Annotated in this window: 21 protein-coding genes; 13 read left to right on the plus strand and 8 right to left on the minus strand. The window is 46.0% G+C overall.

The features are described 5' to 3' along the window. Positions 1-60: 60 nt before the first annotated feature. The 6 genes from crp to R7093_RS22270 all read right to left on the minus strand — a co-directional run bounded on the left by crp (position 61) and on the right by R7093_RS22270 (position 5,674). Complete coding sequence (crp, locus tag R7093_RS22245; protein ID WP_005381432.1) at positions 61-693, minus strand: cAMP-activated global transcriptional regulator CRP; 633 nt, start codon at positions 691-693, stop codon at positions 61-63. Positions 694-933: 240 nt separating this feature from the next. Continuing rightward, entirely contained in the window at positions 934-1,803 is an 870-nt protein-coding gene (locus R7093_RS22250; RefSeq protein WP_005381434.1) for a phosphoribulokinase, read from the minus strand. 125 nt (positions 1,804-1,928) lie between these two features. Beyond that, entirely contained in the window at positions 1,929-2,141 is a 213-nt protein-coding gene (locus R7093_RS22255; protein WP_005381436.1) for a YheU family protein, read from the minus strand. 33 nt (positions 2,142-2,174) lie between these two features. Then, positions 2,175-3,182: a hydrolase gene (locus tag R7093_RS22260; RefSeq protein WP_005381438.1), complete on the minus strand. Its 1,008-nt coding sequence runs from the start codon at positions 3,180-3,182 to the stop codon at positions 2,175-2,177. Between the two features lie 87 nt (positions 3,183-3,269). Next, complete coding sequence (locus R7093_RS22265; RefSeq protein ID WP_005381440.1) at positions 3,270-3,758, minus strand: TIGR02444 family protein; 489 nt, start codon at positions 3,756-3,758, stop codon at positions 3,270-3,272. Continuing rightward, positions 3,755-5,674, minus strand: a complete 1,920-nt coding sequence (locus R7093_RS22270) for an ABC transporter ATP-binding protein (protein WP_005381442.1) — start codon at positions 5,672-5,674, stop codon at positions 3,755-3,757. Before R7093_RS22270 ends, R7093_RS22265 begins: the two co-directional genes overlap by 4 nt. Positions 5,675-5,882: 208 nt before the next feature. On the opposite strand from R7093_RS22270, the gene kefG reads away from it, so the two are divergent. The 5 genes from kefG (at position 5,883) to R7093_RS22295 (ending at position 10,207) form a co-directional block, all read left to right on the plus strand. Then, a complete protein-coding gene (gene kefG, locus R7093_RS22275; RefSeq protein WP_047104030.1) occupies positions 5,883-6,476 on the plus strand; it encodes a glutathione-regulated potassium-efflux system ancillary protein KefG in 594 nt (197 codons plus the stop codon). Then, positions 6,460-8,256, plus strand: a complete 1,797-nt coding sequence (kefB, locus tag R7093_RS22280; RefSeq protein ID WP_005381447.1) for a glutathione-regulated potassium-efflux system protein KefB — start codon at positions 6,460-6,462, stop codon at positions 8,254-8,256. Before kefG ends, kefB begins: the two co-directional genes overlap by 17 nt. Before the next feature lie 33 nt (positions 8,257-8,289). Continuing rightward, on the plus strand, positions 8,290-8,490 hold the full coding sequence (locus R7093_RS22285) for a YheV family putative zinc ribbon protein (protein WP_005381449.1): 201 nt from the start codon (positions 8,290-8,292) through the stop codon (positions 8,488-8,490). A 92-nt stretch (positions 8,491-8,582) separates the two neighbouring features. Continuing rightward, a complete protein-coding gene (gene slyD, locus R7093_RS22290; RefSeq protein WP_005381451.1) occupies positions 8,583-9,134 on the plus strand; it encodes a peptidylprolyl isomerase in 552 nt (183 codons plus the stop codon). 131 nt (positions 9,135-9,265) lie between these two features. Further along, positions 9,266-10,207: an isoaspartyl peptidase/L-asparaginase family protein gene (locus R7093_RS22295; protein ID WP_031779066.1), complete on the plus strand. Its 942-nt coding sequence runs from the start codon at positions 9,266-9,268 to the stop codon at positions 10,205-10,207. 83 nt (positions 10,208-10,290) lie between these two features. On the opposite strand, the gene R7093_RS22300 is transcribed toward R7093_RS22295, so the two are convergent. Together R7093_RS22300 and R7093_RS22305 are read right to left on the minus strand one after the other, a co-directional pair. Further along, positions 10,291-10,518 carry a SlyX family protein gene (locus tag R7093_RS22300; RefSeq protein ID WP_005381455.1) on the minus strand — a complete coding sequence of 76 codons (228 nt, stop codon included), beginning with the start codon at positions 10,516-10,518 and terminating at the stop codon, positions 10,291-10,293. Then, positions 10,515-11,501: a WD40 repeat domain-containing protein gene (locus R7093_RS22305; protein ID WP_005381457.1), complete on the minus strand. Its 987-nt coding sequence runs from the start codon at positions 11,499-11,501 to the stop codon at positions 10,515-10,517. Before R7093_RS22305 ends, R7093_RS22300 begins: the two co-directional genes overlap by 4 nt. Before the next feature lie 128 nt (positions 11,502-11,629). Here R7093_RS22305 and fkpA point away from each other — a divergent pair, with 128 nt between their 5' ends. From fkpA to fusA, 8 genes are all read left to right on the plus strand, one after another. Beyond that, complete coding sequence (gene fkpA, locus R7093_RS22310) at positions 11,630-12,412, plus strand: FKBP-type peptidyl-prolyl cis-trans isomerase (RefSeq protein ID WP_017821751.1); 783 nt, start codon at positions 11,630-11,632, stop codon at positions 12,410-12,412. A gap of 143 nt (positions 12,413-12,555) precedes the next feature. Then, the gene (locus R7093_RS22315) at positions 12,556-13,278 is read left to right on the plus strand and encodes a transcriptional regulator (protein ID WP_005382804.1); all 723 of its coding nucleotides are present in this window, start codon (positions 12,556-12,558) and stop codon (positions 13,276-13,278) included. Next, positions 13,275-13,670, plus strand: a complete 396-nt coding sequence (gene tusD / locus R7093_RS22320) for a sulfurtransferase complex subunit TusD (RefSeq protein WP_047104026.1) — start codon at positions 13,275-13,277, stop codon at positions 13,668-13,670. The genes R7093_RS22315 and tusD overlap by 4 nt, the downstream gene beginning before the upstream one ends. Continuing rightward, complete coding sequence (gene tusC / locus R7093_RS22325; protein WP_005382801.1) at positions 13,667-14,023, plus strand: sulfurtransferase complex subunit TusC; 357 nt, start codon at positions 13,667-13,669, stop codon at positions 14,021-14,023. Before tusD ends, tusC begins: the two co-directional genes overlap by 4 nt. A gap of 7 nt (positions 14,024-14,030) precedes the next feature. Beyond that, positions 14,031-14,306 (plus strand): sulfurtransferase complex subunit TusB, encoded by a 276-nt coding sequence (gene tusB / locus R7093_RS22330; protein WP_213907345.1) that lies wholly within the window; start codon positions 14,031-14,033, stop codon positions 14,304-14,306. Positions 14,307-14,483: 177 nt separating this feature from the next. Beyond that, positions 14,484-14,858, plus strand: coding sequence for a 30S ribosomal protein S12 (gene rpsL, locus R7093_RS22335; protein WP_004399892.1), 375 nt, complete (start codon positions 14,484-14,486; stop codon positions 14,856-14,858). A gap of 101 nt (positions 14,859-14,959) precedes the next feature. Next, entirely contained in the window at positions 14,960-15,430 is a 471-nt protein-coding gene (gene rpsG, locus R7093_RS22340; protein ID WP_005382796.1) for a 30S ribosomal protein S7, read from the plus strand. Between the two features lie 75 nt (positions 15,431-15,505). Beyond that, on the plus strand, positions 15,506-17,605 hold the full coding sequence (gene fusA / locus R7093_RS22345; RefSeq protein WP_005382794.1) for an elongation factor G: 2,100 nt from the start codon (positions 15,506-15,508) through the stop codon (positions 17,603-17,605). The last annotated feature ends 231 nt before the right edge of the window (positions 17,606-17,836 follow it).

A 17,836-nucleotide genomic window follows, 5' to 3' on the forward strand; every position in this document is an offset into this window, starting at 1 on the left:
AGCCACCAATGTTGCCATTGGTGGCTTTTATAATTTTGTTCGTGTCACTCTAGTTCGAGATTAACGAGTACCGTAAACCACGATGGTTTTACCGTGAGCAGAGATTAGGTTCTGCTCTTCTAGCATCTTCAAGATACGACCTACTGTCTCACGAGAACAGCCAACAATTTGACCGATTTCTTGACGAGTGATCTTGATTTGCATGCCGTCTGGGTGAGTCATTGCGTCTGGTTGTTTTGCAAGGTTCAGAAGCGTCTGAGCGATACGACCAGTTACGTCTAGGAACGCCAGGTCACCCACTTTTTGGCTAGTTACTTGAAGACGACGAGCCATCTGCGCAGAAAGACGCATTAGGATGTCTGGGTTTACTTGGATAAGCTGACGGAACTTCTTGAAAGAAATTTCAGCAACTTCACAAGGAGATTTAGCACGAACCCAAGCTGTGCGCTCTTGGTCTTCCTCGAATAGACCAAGTTCACCAATAAAGTCTCCTTGGTTTAGGTAAGAAAGGATCATCTCCTTACCTTCTTCGTCTTTGATAAGAACCGCAACAGAACCTTTAACGATGTAGTACAAAGTTTCTGCCTTTTCGCCCGCGTGAATTAGCGTGCTCTTTGAAGGGTACTTATGAATATGACAGTGTGAAAGAAACCACTCTAATGTTGGGTCGGTTTGAGGTTTACCTAGAACCATAATATCTCACTTCCTCTGCAGGGTACGCTTGCGCTATCCATATTTTAGCTAAGCCTGAATTAGGCCTACTAGAATAAGAGCACTTTTTATATGCTGCAAGCTCTCTTGTGTTTCGGTAAGAAATAGTATCCTTTTTCGAAAACGATTTCTTGATTTTAATCGTGCCATGATTGAGATTTTGTAAGCAAAACTGTGCACATGATCACGGTATGAAAAGTAAACATCTTCGCAGGCAGGTTTTTAGCCAATTTTCCCTGTTTCGATGAGCTGTTGTAGGATAGGCCGAACTATGAGCTCCATTGCAAAGCTCATCTTACCGCCGGGTACGACAATCGTGTTGTGGCGTGACATGAATGAGCCATCAATCATGGCCAGCAGATATGGGAAGTCGACATTCTTGATACCGCGTAGGCGAATCACCACAAAACTCTCATCCAAACTAGGGATGCCTTTTGCATTAAGTGGGTTGGAAGTGTCAACGGTCGGTACGCGCTGGAAGTTGATGTGAGTACGAGAAAACTGCGGAGTGATATAGTTGAGGTAATCGTCCATGGATCGCACGATTGAGTCCATTACCGCTTCACGCGAATGGCCGCGATCGCGAGTGTCACGTACGAATTTTTGTATCCACTCTAAGTTCACAATCGGCACCATGCCGATTAAGAAATCCACATGTTGAGCAACATTAACATCTCCATCGACCACGCCACCATGTAACCCTTCATAAAACAGCACGTCGCTGTTTTCGGGTAAGTCTTGCCACGGTGTAAACGTGCCTGGCATTTGATTGTAGGGAACCGCTTCGTCAAACGTGTGCAGATAACGGCGCACGCTGCCAGTGCCGTCATGCCCGAACTTACGGAAAAACTCTTCTAATCCCGGGAAGTCATTAGCTTGTGGGCCAAAGTAGCTAATGTGTCGACCTTGCTCGCGGGCTTTGCGAATTTCGATGTCCATTTCTGGGCGAGTAAAGCGATGGAAGCTATCGCCTTCAACCCATGCGGGTTTAACGTTCATCATATTGAACATTTTACGGAAGGCTTCAGATGTAGTGGTCGTGCCGGCACCGGACGAACCAGTAACCGCAATAATTGGGTGTTTAGCTGACATGACAAACCTTGTCGAAAATTACTTACCTGTAATGTGCAGTAGAGTTACTACTGCACGGTCGATATCCCACTATAGCACGTAACAATACCTTGTCATCGAGTGGGATACGGTAAAATGTGAAGGGTCTAAAATTTTGTTTTATGCTGAATATCGACGGTTTCGTGTAGCTCAGAGAACACGATAACCGCTTCACCTTTTTCCAATTGAGCTTTAACTTGATCAATTTTGTCATGCAAAGAAACCTCGACGGTTCCGTAATCCGTTCCTTCGCGTAAGACGAATTCACGAATTAAGTTTTCCAATGTTTCCGGCGCAATGTCTTGCCATGGAATGATCATAAATACCTCTAACTTTTATGATGAGCGGCTAGTTTACTGCGTTCGTTGCTTGGATACAGCAGAAAGGTAATCTGCGGCGATACTTTCGTAATACGCGGGCAGCGCTTCCTCCAACCAAAACTTAGGTTTTAACGCCGTTCCTGTTAGGAAGCCAACATGGCCACCGTGTTCAAAGAGACGGTAATCAATGTTATCTGGCAAAACAAACTTCGGTATCACATCATCGGTCATGAACGGATCGTCTTTGGCATGGATGATCAGTGTGGGTAGCGTGATTTGCTGTAGTTTACTTAAGCCAGAACATTGATCGTAATAATCTTGTGCGTCTTTAAAGCCGTGCAGTGGTGCCGTGATCAAATCATCGAATTCATACAATCGTGTGACACGTTTTATTGAGTTGTAGGACAAAGCGAGCTCGCCATGCAATAGATGATGCTTTTGTAACGCGTTACGTTTCAGTGAAGAAAGCAGATAACGGCGATACACTTTCGAAAAGCCTTGTTCAATACGGTTTGCACACGCCGCTAGGTCTAAAGGCGCTGAGATAATAGTCGCTGCATTCAAAAAAGGGTGGTCTTTATATTGGGCTAAATAATTCGCCAACATGTTACCGCCAAGAGAAATACCAACCGCAACTTTGGGGTTATCAGGAAAACGTTGTTCAAGGTGCTCTAGGAAGTAACGAGCATCCGTCACTTCACCCGAGTGGTAAGCTCGTGCTTTTTTGTTTGGTTTACCGCTGCAGCCACGAAAATGCATCATCACCGACAGCCATCCAGATTGAGCAAATGCATTCATTAACCCATTGGCATAAGGGCTATAGAAGCACCCCTCTAACCCATGAAATAAAACAAAAATCGGCTTTTTTTGTGCAGGCTCTTGGGTTGGGTCCTCGCTCCACGCGAGATCGAGAAAGTCGCCATCGGATGTATCGAGGGTTTGCCAAATCGGCGTAAATAACGCTTTTTTGCGAATAAAACGCGGCAAAAGCGTTTGGAGATGCGGGTTTTTGATCCCGGCGGCTGCGAAAAATTGTGTCATACCTAACTGCTCTTATGCGGTCCTTCGGTGTCCGTTGAAGAACTTATTAATATAATCCTTTATAAAGATTATAGGTATTCTACAGATTTATGGGCGTTTTGGTGGTTGAATGTTTGGCACCGGAATAGCAAAGGCTTGCTGCAAATGCTCCCCACCGAGTTGACGACAGTATCTCAACGTCAGTGGGTCACCATCATTTTTGAGTAGTGTAAGTGAGTTAATGCAGTCCACCAAATCCGCTTGTTGCTGCTTTTCTAGTTGCAGCTCAAACTGCAAGGTCTCACGATACAAAGCGTCATTGACTTGAGACTTAAGGTGGCGACGAAGGTCGCGAAAGGAGTGAAGTAAAGTTTCGCTTCTACCTAGACAGTCTTGCACCAAGGGCCAGTCTTTTTCTTGGAAAATGAGTTGCTGCTCATCGAGCCATCTGAGCAGCAGGAGTAGGTTCACGTTACCGTGGTAGTTGTTCTGTAATGATAAACACGCCTCTTTCACTTCTCGCACACCATAAAATTGCAGACTAAACTGCCAAAGGTGTTCTAGGGTGAGTGTGTATTCAGCGTGTTGATTACTCATTGATTAAACTCTAGCTCCATCTGCTCCAATGTTTCTTGAGCAGACATCCATTCCATTTCAATTTCTTCGAGCTCAGCCTTACTAGAAGCTTGAAGTGCCAGCACTTGGTTAAGTTTAGCTTTATTTTCGGCCGCATACAGTGAGTTCTCCGCCAATTGTTCTTCAGCTTCGGCCAGTGCAGCACCTAACTTATCCATTTTATTTTCTAGTTGTGTCAGCGTTTTGCGAATTGGCGCTGTCTGTTTTCGAAATTCTGCATCGCGACGTTTCTGCTCTTTTTTCGCTGCCGCGCTGTTGGCGCTATCTTTGGCTGGCTGTGCGGCTTGTGCTTCTTTGCGTTCCGCTCTTTGTTGCTCGGTTAACCACTTGTAGTAGTCGTTTAAGTCACCATCGAACGGCGCAACTTGACGATCATGCACCAAGTACAAGTCATCGGTTGTAGCACGCAATAGGTAACGGTCGTGCGAAACAATCACCATTGCACCTTCGAACGTTTGCAGTGCCATCGTCAATGCTTGGCGCATGTCCAAGTCTAAGTGGTTGGTCGGTTCATCAAGTAGCAACAGGTTTGGCTTTTGCCACACAATTAAAGCCAATACCAAACGGGCTTTTTCGCCACCAGAAAACGGCGCAACTTTTTCTAGTGCTTTGTCACCTTGGAAGCCAAAGCTACCTAGGTAATCACGTAGCTGCTGTTCGGTTTGATCGGGTGCGATTTGCATCATGTGTTGCAGCGGCGTTTCTTCAGGGTGAAGCGTTTCTAACTGGTGCTGAGCGAAGTAACCAATTTTCACGCCTTGTGAGTAAGTTAGGTCACCACCTTGCGCGTTAAGTTCACCAGAGAGCAGCTTGATTAAGGTCGATTTACCCGCACCATTACGGCCGAGTAGACCAATACGACTGCCAGGAACCAAGTTCAAGCGGATCTTCTCTAAGATCAGGTTGTCACCGTAACCTGCAGATACTTCATCCATCATCATGATTGGGTTTGGCAGCGCAGCTGGCTCACGGAATTGGAAGCTAAATGGGTTATCGAATTGAGCTGGCAGTACTTTTTCCATGCGCTCCAAAGCTTTGATACGGCTTTGGGCTTGGCGTGCTTTTGATGCTTTGTAACGGAAGCGGTCGATGTAGCTTTGCATGTGCGACATCTGCTTCTGTTGCTTTTCAAACATCGCTTGTTGTAACACCATCTTTTGTGCGCGTTGGTTTTCGAATGACGAGTAGTTACCCGTGTATTCGTTCAGCTGCTGATTCTCGATGTGAATGATGCGACCAACAATTGGATCAAGGAAGTCTCGGTCGTGCGAGATCAGAATCAGCGTGCCAGGGTAGTTTTGTAGCCAACGCTCTAACCACATTACCGCGTCCAAATCCAAGTGGTTGGTTGGTTCGTCGAGTAGCAGTAGATCAGAACGACACAATAGCGCTTGAGCCAAGTTAAGACGCATACGCCAACCACCCGAGAATTGGGTCAAACTCCAACTCATTTGCTCTTGGCTGAACCCTAAACCATCGAGCAGTTCTGCCGCGCGAGCGCGAATGCTGTAACCACCAATGGTTTCAATTTTACCGTGTATCTCGGCAACTAGGGTTCCGTTGTCTTGTGTTTCTGCTTCAGCTAACTGCTTTTCGAGAGCGCGGTATTCGCGATCACCATCAATGACGTATTCCAGTGCAGTGCGCTCTAGCGCAGGCGTTTCCTGTGCGACCCAGGCCAACTCCCAATGTTGAGGTTGGCTAAATGAGCCAGCATCAATTGACAGTTCATCTTTCAGTAGGGCAAACAGCGTTGATTTACCGCAGCCGTTTTTGCCCACAAGACCGACTTTATCGCCAGGGTGAATAGTCGCAGAAGCTTGGTCTAAAAGAGGTTTACCGCCACGCAGTAACTGAATATCAGAGAAGGTAATCATAAAGTTTTAATTCACTTTGCGCAGTGCGCGTTGCTTGGTTACATAGCGAAGTGGTTTCAATCGTTTTAAAGCCACTTGGGTATATATCTAGCGGTGAATAGTAGGGGTATTGACCGGAAAAGTCGATTGATTCGCTTTAATTGCATTATGCTGTACAAAAAAGTATAACAATTTGATAACGGATAAAAATAACCACAAGGACGACCATTTGGCTGTTGCACCGTCTATTCTCCCAAAAGTTCTGGTCATTTATGCTCATCCAGAGCCACATAACTCGATTGCCAATCAAGTGATGATAAAAAAAGCTCAGTCGCTTGATCACGTCACTGTGCACGACCTTTACGGTGTTTACCCTGATTTCTTTATTGATGTGAATTACGAACATGAGTTGTTGCTCGCTCACGATGTGATCGTATTTCACCACCCACTTTATATGTATTCATGTCCAGCTCTATTAAAAGAGTGGCTAGACCGAGTGTTAGGTAAAGGCTTTGCGTTTGGCGGAGGTGCGGCGCTAGAAGGAAAATACTGGCGCAGTGTCATTACAACGGGTGGTAAAGAAGAAGCCTTCAGCGCGAAGGGGTACAACAAATACCCACTTGAGCAAATCTTGCAACCGTTTGAACTGACGGCAGCCCTATGCCAAATGCACTGGATTGAACCTCTGGTGTTGTATTGGTCAAGAAATGTTTCGGATATTGAACGCTACGAACATGCCGAGTTATACCGTGGATGGCTGAGTAACCCACTTGAAAACTGGCAAGCGGCAGATCAAGGAGGTCAGTATGGCGATCACCAGTGAGTTTCTTCAAAGCAGTGTGGTCTTTCTTTCGGCTGCGGTTATTGCGGTGCCGATTGCTCAGCGCCTTGGGCTTGGCTCGGTTTTAGGTTATTTACTCGCTGGTGTGTTGATTGGCCCATGGGGGCTTGGCTTAATTAGCGACGTTGATGCCATTTTGCATTTTGCCGAGCTTGGGGTTGTGTTGTTACTGTTTTTGATAGGGCTGGAATTAAACCCTAAAAAATTGTGGCAGATGCGAGGGCCGATTTTAGGTTTAGGCGGTGCGCAGGTTGTGGTCACGACCGCCGTGATTGGTAGTGTCGTCAGTATGTTTGGCGTAAGCATGCAAGTGAGTTTAGTTATCGGGATGGGGTTGGCGCTGTCCTCGACGGCGATTGCGCTTAAAGTCATTGAAGAGCAAGGGCTTAATGGTACCGAAACGGGGCAATCTGGTTTTGCGGTGCTGCTCTTTCAAGATATTGCAGTGATCCCGATGCTGGCGATGTTGCCCTTGCTAGCAGGCGGGCATAGCGGTGGAAGTTGGTTGGATGTCTTCACTATTTTAGGCAGTGTGGTAGCACTGTTGATTGGAGGTCACTTTTTACTACGTCCGCTATTTCGTTTTGTCGTGATGAGCGGTGTTCGTGAGCTCTTTACCGTTGCTGCACTTTTAGTCGTGCTTGGCATTTCGGTCGTGATGCAAAAGCTCGGCCTTTCGATGGCATTGGGGACTTTTTTAGCAGGCGTTTTGCTGGCAGAGAGTGAGTATCGCCATGAGCTGGAAATCGCGATCGAGCCATTTAAAGGTCTGTTGTTGGGGTTATTCTTTATTGCGGTGGGCATGGCGGTAAACTTGGGCTTATTAGCACTTCAACCGTTTGCGATTATTAGTGCCGTGATTGCCCTTGTTGTAGTCAAAGGTTTGGTGCTGTATGTCTTGGCTCGCACTGCTCGAGTTCGTGCTAAGTCGCGCAGTCGTATGGCAGCGATTTTGAGCCAAGGTGGTGAGTTTGCGTTTGTGATTTTCACCGCGGCAAGCCAAGAAGGTATCTTAACCAAAGAACAAGTTGCTTTCTTGTTGGTGGTGGTGAGCTTGTCGATGGTGACCACGCCGCTGTTGCTCATGGGGCAGAAGAAGTGGTTTGCGCACACACTTAACCAAGAAGAAGAGAGCGTGACGACCAATGTGGTGGATCGTCGACCACGAGTGATCATCGCGGGCTTTGGTCGTTTTGGTCAGATTGTCGGCCGCTTGATGTACGCCAATAAGATCAAAGTAACAGTACTAGAAAGTGACGCGAGCCAAATCCACTTGCTGCGTAAATACGGTTATAAGGTGTTTTATGGTGATGCGACTCAGATTGATTTGTTACGTGCCGCGGGGGCAGATAAAGCAGAAGCTTTAGTGATCTGTACCGACTCACCTGATGAGGTGATGGCCATCGTGGACATTTGTCGCGTGCACTTCCCGAAACTTAAGTTGTTAGCCCGAGCAAGAAGCCGTGTCGAGGCTTACCAGTTAATGAGTCATGGTGTAGAGAATTACTCTCGTGAAACATTTTTAGGGGCACTAGATCTCGGTCGCCAAGCGCTCGTAGAACTGGGCATGCATCCTTATCAAGCAAAGCGGGCAGAAGCACATTTTCGCAAGTTAGATAATGCTATGCTTAAGGACTTATTGCCTCAACACAATGAAGATAAGAAATTAGCCCAAAGAGCGAAAGAGGCCCGCAAAGAGCTAGAAGAAATATTTGGTCGTGAAATGGAGAGCGACCATCAGTCACCTAATCATTGGAAGTAGTACTTGAGCCAAGACTCAAGCTAAGGAAATAGCGTGAAAATCAAGAAACGTTTTATTGCCGGCGCTAGCTGCCCAAATTGCAGCCAGCAAGATACCCTGCGCTGGTGGATTGAAAATAACATCGAGTTAGTTGAGTGTGTCGAGTGTGAGTTTACAGAGCAGCGTAAACCACAATCTGTAGAGAAAAATAAACACTCAGATCAGGAAATGATCGGAATTTTTAAGCCGGAGTAATTGAACTTCGATAATTGATCCCCATAATACACCCAGATATCTCAGTACTTAACCCCATTCAGGTTAAGTCAATTAATCTCCCTGGAGTTAGTATGAAAATTGAAAAGAACGTTGTTGCAAGCCTTGCATACAAAGTAATGATGGAAGACGGTGTCGTTGTTGATCAATCAACAGCAGAAGCACCTCTAGATTACCTTCACGGTCACAACAACCTAATCACAGGTCTTGAAAAAGAACTTGAAGGTAAAGTGGCTGGCGACAAGTTCTCAGTAACGGTAGCTCCTGAAGAAGCTTACGGTGAGCACAACGATGCGCTAGTACAGCGCGTTCCTGCGGACGTGTTCCAAGGCGTTGAGCAAATCGAAGTGGGCATGCGCTTCCTAGCTGACACTGACCAAGGTCCAATCCCTGTTGAAGTAACAGAAGTTGACGGCAACGAAGTGGTTGTTGACGGTAACCATATGTTAGCTGGTCAAACACTAACTTTCGAAGTAGAAGTTATGTCTACACGTGAAGCAACAGCAGAAGAGATCGAACACGGTCACATCCACCAAGGTGGTGGCTGTTGTGGTGGTCACGATCATGACCACGATCACGAAGAAGAAGGCGGCTGCTGTGGCGGCGGTAGCTGTGGTTCTCACTAATCATAAGCGCCTTCACTAGATAATCTTATCTAGCAAAGCTTTGAAAAGCGCAAGTTGAGTTTTCAACTTGCGCTTTTTGTTTATCTAAGGTGTAGTGCCAACCATACAAGGAATAACAGTTGGACAAAGTGATGACGAAACCTTTCTCGATTGCCATTCATGGTGGTGCGGGCACCATCTTGCGTGAACAGATGAGCGATGAGCTGCAACAATCCATCTTGGCGGATTTAGAAGCTGCGGTAAAAGCGGGACATCAAATTCTAGAAACGGGCGGTGAAGCCTTAGATGCCGTCGTAGCGGCAGTGAAAGTATTGGAAGACTCTCCTAACTTTAATGCGGGTAAAGGCTCAGTGCTGACCAACAACGAAATGGTCGAAATGGACGCTTCTGTAATGGATGGTAGAAACCAAGCGGCAGGTGCTGTTGCCGGTGTTCGTCATATCAGAAACCCAATTGAGCTCGCTCGTGACGTGATGCGAAACAGCAATCATGTGCTGTTGGTGGGTGAGGGCGCAGAGAAGTTTGCTTTTGAGCAAGGCCATGAGTATACCGAGCAAGATTACTTCTTTACTGATCGCCGTTATGAGCAGTTGCTGTCTATGCGTGAGAAAGGACTGTTTGCTTTGTCGGAATCTCGTTACCCAGATGACCGTAAGCACGGTACGGTTGGTGCGGTGGCATTGGACCAACAAGGCAACTTAGCCGCTGCCACCAGTACGGGTGGCGTGACGAATAAGAAATACAACCGAGTCGGAGATTCTGCTCTTATTGGTTGTGGTACGGTGGCCGAAAATGGCGTCGTGGCAGTTTCCACTACGGGTGTCGGCGAGTTCTTTATTCGTAAACGTGTTGCGGAAGACGTTGCAGCACGTATGCGTTACTTACAAGAAGATATTCATACGGCTTGTGAACACATTATCCAAGGTGATCTCAAACAGATGGGCGGAGAGGGCGGTTTGATTGCCATTGATGCTAAAGGTGAGATGCACTTTGCGATGAACAGTTCTGGCATGTACCGAGCAGGCATTAATACGCAAGGCGAGCTGAGCGTTAAAATCTACGCCGACGAATAGCTTCCTCTTGAGTACCTTCTTAAGTAATTAATACAACAAAGCCCAGAACATGTTCTGGGCTTTATGCTATTTGAGCCTGCATTTTAATAATGCGGTGGTGGGGTTTCTTCTGACGGATCGGCTAAATTCGACGAGTCCATATTTTTTACTTTACCTACCACATATTTCATCTGATCGAGCATCTTGGTAATTTGCAGTTGTTGCTGCGATAAAGCGCCGTTCAGATCTTCAATAGTCTGTTCTTGGAACGCAAGCTGACATTCTAAGTCATTAATGCGTGCTTCCAATTGCTGAATGATTTTTTCTGTCATGATCCGTTCTCTAACTGCCAAGCTTGGGCAATACCTGCTGAAGTAGCAGTAATTACGCGTTGTTTTGAATCAAAAGCTGCATCATACACGACCGCACGGGGAGGGCGAGTGTCTTTTTTGGGCTCCACTTCAAATCCACTCATTCGTTTTCCGGTTTGAGTATCCCATATCGACACACGGCCAGAAGGGCTTCCTGTGACTAGTTGAGTCCCGTCGTCAGAAAATCGTGCGGTAGAGAAAATTAATTGGCGTGACCAACTGCTCAACTGTGTGACTTCTTGTCCAGTTTTTAAATCCCAAACAATCGCTTGGTTTCCGCCATCAGATGTCATTGCTAATTTTCCATCTCTTTGCAGGGCCACGCGAACAATTCGTTGTTCATGTTCGAAGGTTCGTAGTACTTGTCCGGTTTCGGTGTCCCACAGATACGCTTTATAGTCATTACCTCCGGTTAGGGCGAAGCGCCCATTAGGAGAAATGGCCACGGAATTGACTTTTTCACGATGCGCAAGGAACTCCATGCGACGCCCGGTGACTAAGTTGACATAAATTGCTTTACCGTTGGATAACCCAAGCAGAACTTGTTCACCATTACTGGTGATATCAACGTCGCGAATGAGCGCATCAGAGATAGACCAAAGGCCTTCGGATTGCGTCCAGCCTAGGTCCCAAACTGCGAAGTTCATTTGGCTTGCTGTAATTGCGTAGCGACCATTGTCAGATATGCGGATATGGGAAACCACATTGGCATCGGCATCGAGTTCACCCAGATTGGCTAGTTGTTCATTTTGCTCTAGGTCCCACAACATCAAATGACGTTGTTGAGAATAGAGCAGAGCAAACCGTCCATCTCTGCTAAGTGCGAAGCTCGTCGCACCTTGAGGTTCTATCGGCCAACGCTGCACTTCACGCTCGGCGAAAAAGCAACCATTTAACGTGGTGATGACAATTAAATATAGGAATAAATGAAAAATTCTTTGCATCACATCTAATAATCCGGTTTGTGTCTTAAGACATATAGCTAGTATATTGGTATAACGATTGTCTTCACTAGTCTCATAGAAGATTTGTGCACAACAACCAATGGCAGAGCCATTATTGGGAGAATTTAATGAAATCAGTTTTAAAAGTGTCGCTACTTGCTGCAACAGTTATGCTAGCGGTAGGTTGTCAGAAAGAAGAAACTAAAACAGAAACCGCACCTCAAGCAGAACAAGTTCAAGCAGAAACCGGTAAAGCGGTTCACTTTAAAACCGACGACGACAAAGCGGCATACGCAATCGGTGTTTCATTTGCTAACTACCTAAGCACAAGCATCGACAAGCCAAGCGAAATCGGCATTAATCTTAACAAAGATTTGGTACTAAAAGGTATCGAAGACGTCTTCAAAGGCAATGCTGAATTGAATGAAGAAGAAACACGTGCAGCACTAGAATCTCTAGACAAGCGTGTTGCAGAAAAGATGCAAGCACAAGCGGCTGAGAAAGCAGCTGAAGCGAAAAAAGCTGGCGATGATTTCCGTGCTGAGTTTGAGAAGCAAGAAGGCGTAGTGAAGACAGATACAGGTCTTCTATACCAAGTAATGACACCAGCTGAAGGTGAGAAGCCAAAAGACACTGATACGGTTCAAGTACACTACAAAGGTACTCTGATCGACGGTACTCAGTTCGACAGCTCATACGATCGTGGTGAACCTGCAACGTTCCCACTTAACCGTGTAATCCCAGGTTGGACAGAGGGTGTTCAGCTAATGCCTGTGGGTTCTAAATTCAAATTCGTTATCCCGCCAGAGCTAGCATACGGTGACCAAGACACACCAAGCATTCCTGCTAACTCAACGCTAGTATTTGAAGTTGAGCTGCTAAAAGTTGAGAACGACAACGCAGAGCAATAACAATAAGCTGCGATAAGTTATTGAAAAAGGTCCGTTTAACGGGCCTTTTTTGTTCTAGGTCACTAGTTGGTGAGTTTGCTAGGTTGCTTTTCAAATTTTCTGATAAACTTACACCAATTTGTTGATTTTTCGCTCGAAGGCTTATGACAACTACAGAAACAATAAACGCGGAGATGTTGCTCGAAATGGAATCCGTTAACGTGATGCCGTTTACCGAGCACGACAAAATCATTTTAAGATCTTATGAGGCGGTCGTGGATGGTATCGCCAGCCTGATAGGTCCATTTTGTGAAATCGTTCTTCACTCTCTAGAAGACTTAAATACCTCTGCAATTAAAATCGCTAACGGTGAAAACACGGGGCGCCAAGTCGGCTCACCAATCACTGATTTAGCGCTTAAGATGCTAAAAGACATCGAAGGCTCGGAGCGCAACTTCTCACGTTCGTACTTTACCCGTGCAAAAGGTGGCGTGTTGATGAAGTCGATTACTGTCGCCATTCGTAATGGCGAAAATCGCGTGATTGGTTTGTTGTGTATCAACGTCAACTTGGATGCGCCTTTCTCGCAAGTCCTTCAGTCTTTCATGCCGACGCAAGAAGCGAAAGAAGCGGCTTCCTCGGTCAACTTTGCTAGTGACGTAGAAGAGCTGGTGGACCAAACTGTTGAACGCACCATCGAAGAGATCAATGCGGATAAATCCGTGTCTAACAACACCAAAAATCGCCAGATCGTGATGGAGTTGTACGACAAAGGTATCTTCGATATTAAAGATGCCATCAACCGTGTCGCGGATCGCCTTAATATTTCAAAACACACCGTTTACTTGTACATTCGTCAACGTAAAACCGAGGATGATGAAAGGTGAGTAAACTGACTTACACGTTAGTGGTGAATGGTCCCGTTTATGGCAGCCAGTCAGCGCGCAGTGCTTATCAGTTCGCCAAAGTGGTGATAGAGCAAGGCCATCAGCTAGTGAGCGTCTTCTTTTATCAAGATGGTGTGACTAATGGTACTGCTTTGAGTGTGCCAGCCAACGATGAATTTGATCTCAATAAGGCGTGGCAGTCTTTGGCTAAAGAGCATGGTGTTCGCCTAGAAACTTGTGTCGCGGCCGCTTTGCGTCGCGGGATTGTAAGTGAAGAAGAAGCGAATCAACATGGTTTGGTTCAGAACAATCTAGCCGATGGTTTTGAACAAGCAGGCTTAGGTAGCCTAGCTGAAGCGATGTTAACCCAAGACAGAGTGGTACAGTTTTGAGTCAGTTAACTTATCTATTTCGTAGTGCGCCACATGGCAGTGCAGCTGGTCGTGAAGGTGTGGATGCACTGTTAGCCGCGTCGGCTTACTGTGAAGATATCAGCGTCATTTTCATGGGTGACGGGGTATACCAGCTTCTACTCGGACAAGACCCCAACAATATTTTGAGTAAAGATTACGCGCCGATGTTAAAGCTTTTCGATTTATACGACATCGAACAAGTCTTTGTGTGTTCAGAGTCGTTAACCCAGCGAGGTTTGGCGCAAGCGGATTTAGTCATTGAAGCCCAAGCGTTAAGCTCAGAACAGCTCAAAGATAAGTTACAACACGCTGGCAAGCTACTGTCTTTTTGAGGAAGTTATGTTACACATCATAAAAACAGTCTCTGCTCTAGAAGACGCCATGCCCTTATGCAGTGAACAGGATGACATCTTACTTATAGAAGATGCAGTGTACGCTGCTAACTCGCAACATAAAGCATGTTCCCACCTAAAAAACCGCAGCGTATTTGTGTTAGAGAGCGATGCGCAAGCTCGCGGTATTGCAAATCGTATCAGTCCATCGCTGACGATTGTGAATTACTCAGGCTTCGTTGAACTAACAGCAAAACAGGATAAATCCCTAACTTGGGATTGAACAAGATTTGCTGTCGACAAAGCTTTACGGATGAATTGTTCTAATTGAACAAAAAAGATCCGTATATTTCTTGACACACCTCTCACTGCTGCATAGAATTTTGCGTCCCTAACTGCATTGGCAGTTGGGGATAGATTTTTCACAAAGCTTACTTTCAAGTAAATCAGGAGCTAGTTAATGGCAACTATTAACCAGTTGGTACGTAAGCCACGTGCAAAGCAAGTTGTTAAAAGCAACGTGCCTGCACTAGAAGCGTGCCCACAAAAACGTGGTGTATGTACTCGTGTTTACACTACTACACCTAAAAAACCTAACTCAGCACTTCGTAAAGTTTGTCGTGTACGTCTGACAAACGGCTTCGAAGTTACATCGTACATCGGCGGTGAAGGTCACAACCTTCAAGAGCACTCAGTTGTTCTAATCCGTGGTGGTCGTGTTAAAGACCTTCCAGGTGTGCGTTACCACACTGTTCGCGGCGCACTAGACTGTGCTGGCGTAAATGACCGTAAACAAGGTCGTTCTAAGTACGGTGTGAAGCGTCCTAAGTCTTAATGGATTCCGTTAAGTAAGGCCAAACACTAAATTATTTTTAATTTTTTGAAAAAACTGAAAAGTTTTGGATAAAACCTGAAGAAGACAACGGAGATAAATCCATGCCACGTCGTCGCGTCATTGGTCAGCGTAAGATCCTTCCAGATCCAAAATTCAAATCTGAATTGCTGGCAAAATTCGTTAACATCCTAATGGTTGACGGTAAAAAATCTACTGCAGAGAAAATCGTTTACACTGCACTAGATGCTATGGCTGAAAAGTCTGGTAAAGACCACTTAGCTATTTTTGAAGAAGCTCTTGAAAACGTTCGCCCAGCGGTAGAGGTTAAATCTCGCCGTGTTGGTGGTTCAACTTACCAAGTACCTGTAGAAGTACGTCCGGTTCGCCGTAACGCACTTGCTATGCGTTGGTTGGTTGAAGCTGCGCGCAAGCGTGGTGAAAAATCTATGGCTCAACGCCTAGCTGCTGAAATGCTAGACGCGTCTGAGAACAAAGGTACTGCGGTTAAGAAACGTGAAGACGTTCACCGCATGGCTGACGCAAACAAAGCGTTCGCTCATTACCGTTGGTAATACCTTCTGTGCTGCGAGGTTCTCTCGCAGCACTTTTCTACACTCTAAGGTACACCTTAGTAAGAGGATACAATCGTGGCTCGTAAAACTCCTATTGAGCTATACCGTAATATCGGTATCTGTGCTCACGTAGATGCAGGAAAAACAACCACAACTGAGCGTATTCTGTTCTACACTGGCCTTTCTCACAAAATCGGCGAAGTTCACGATGGTGCAGCAACCATGGACTGGATGGAGCAGGAGCAGGAGCGTGGTATCACTATCACATCCGCTGCGACTACTACATTCTGGCGTGGTATGGAAGCACAGTTCCCTGAGCATCGCGTAAACATCATTGATACCCCTGGACACGTTGACTTTACTATCGAAGTAGAGCGTTCTCTTCGTGTACTTGATGGTGCTGTGGTTGTGTTCTGTGGCTCATCTGGTGTTGAACCTCAGTCTGAAACTGTATGGCGTCAAGCAGACAAATACCACGTTCCACGTTTGGTATTTGTAAACAAGATGGACCGTGCGGGCGCAGACTTCCTACGCGTTGTGAACCAAATTAAGAATCGTCTTGGTGCGACTCCTGTTCCAATCCAGCTGAACGTTGGTGCGGAAGATGAGTTCAGAGGTGTCATCGACCTTATCAAGATGAAAATGATCAACTGGAATGATGCCGATCAAGGCACTTCGTTTACTTACGAAGACATCCCAGCTGACATGATTGAACTTGCTGAAGAGTGGCGCAACCACATGGTTGAATCCGCTGCTGAAGCTAGCGAAGAGCTGATGGACAAGTACCTTGAAGAAGGTGAATTGACTGAAGCTGAGCTCAAACAAGCTCTACGTACTCGCACACTAAATAACGAAATCGTACTGGCTACTTGTGGTAGTGCGTTTAAGAACAAAGGTGTTCAAGCGGTACTGGATGCAGTAGTTGAGTTCTTGCCATCGCCTGTTGACGTACCTGCAATTAAAGGTGTCGACGAAAGAGAAAATGAAGTTGAGCGTCATGCTGACGACAATGAACCTTTCTCAGCGCTAGCGTTTAAGATTGCGACTGACCCATTCGTGGGCACGTTAACTTTCATGCGTGTTTACTCCGGTGTTGTAAACTCGGGTGACGCTGTTTACAACTCAGTAAAAGAGAAGAAAGAGCGTTTCGGTCGTATCGTTCAGATGCATGCGAATAAGCGTGAAGAAGTGAAAGAAGTTCGCGCTGGTGATATTGCAGCTGCTATCGGTCTGAAAGACGTAACCACAGGTGACACGCTGTGTGATCAGAACCACAAAGTGATTCTAGAGCGCATGGAGTTCCCTGAACCAGTTATTCAGATTGCTGTAGAGCCTCGTTCTAAGGCAGACCAAGAGAAAATGGCTATCGCGCTAGGTAAACTAGCAGCGGAAGATCCATCATTCCGCGTGGAAACGGACGACGAATCAGGTCAGACTCTGATCTCAGGTATGGGTGAACTTCACCTAGACATTATCGTTGATCGTATGAAGCGTGAATTCAGCGTTGATTGTAACGTTGGTAAACCTCAGGTTGCTTACCGTGAAACCATTCGTGGTAAAGCGGAAGTTGAAGGTAAGTTTGTTCGTCAATCAGGTGGTCGTGGTCAATACGGTCATGTTTGGGTCAAACTTGAGCCTTCAGAGCCTGGTGAAGGTTTCGTATTCGTAGACGAAATCGTGGGCGGTGTGATTCCTAAGGAATACATCAGTTCGGTATCGAAAGGTATCGAAGAGCAAATGAATAGTGGTGTTCTAGCGGGTTACCCTGTACTAGATATTAAAGCTACACTATTTGATGGTTCTTACCACGATGTAGACTCAAGCGAGATGGCGTTTAAGATCGCTGGCTCGATGGCATTCAAGAAAGGTGCACTAGAAGCACAACCTGTGATTCTAGAACCTATGATGAATGTCGAAGTAACCACTCCGGAAGACTGGATGGGTGACGTTGTTGGTGACCTAAACCGTCGTCGCGGTATCATTGAAGGCATGGACGAAGGTGTGGCTGGTCTTAAGATCATCCGTGCTCAAGTACCACTATCCGAAATGTTCGGTTACGCAACTGATCTACGTTCTGCAACTCAAGGCCGTGCGTCTTACTCTATGGAGTTTCACGAGTACGCTGAAGTGCCGAAAAACTTCGCAGATAAAATTATTGCAGAGCGTGGTTACTAATTGACGATTGAACTGCAAAAAGTTTACGACTTTTTGCGAGATCAGGGCGTCCAAATATTGCGCTAACGGGCGTTGGCGCATAAAATAACAATTTCTGGCGCGTCGTCGATCAATAATGATCACGACGAATCATAACTAGGAAGGAACACGATCGTGTCTAAAGAAAAATTTGAACGTACGAAACCGCACGTTAACGTTGGTACTATCGGCCACGTTGACCACGGTAAAACA

The organism is Vibrio sp. 1580 (genome assembly GCF_033340055.1).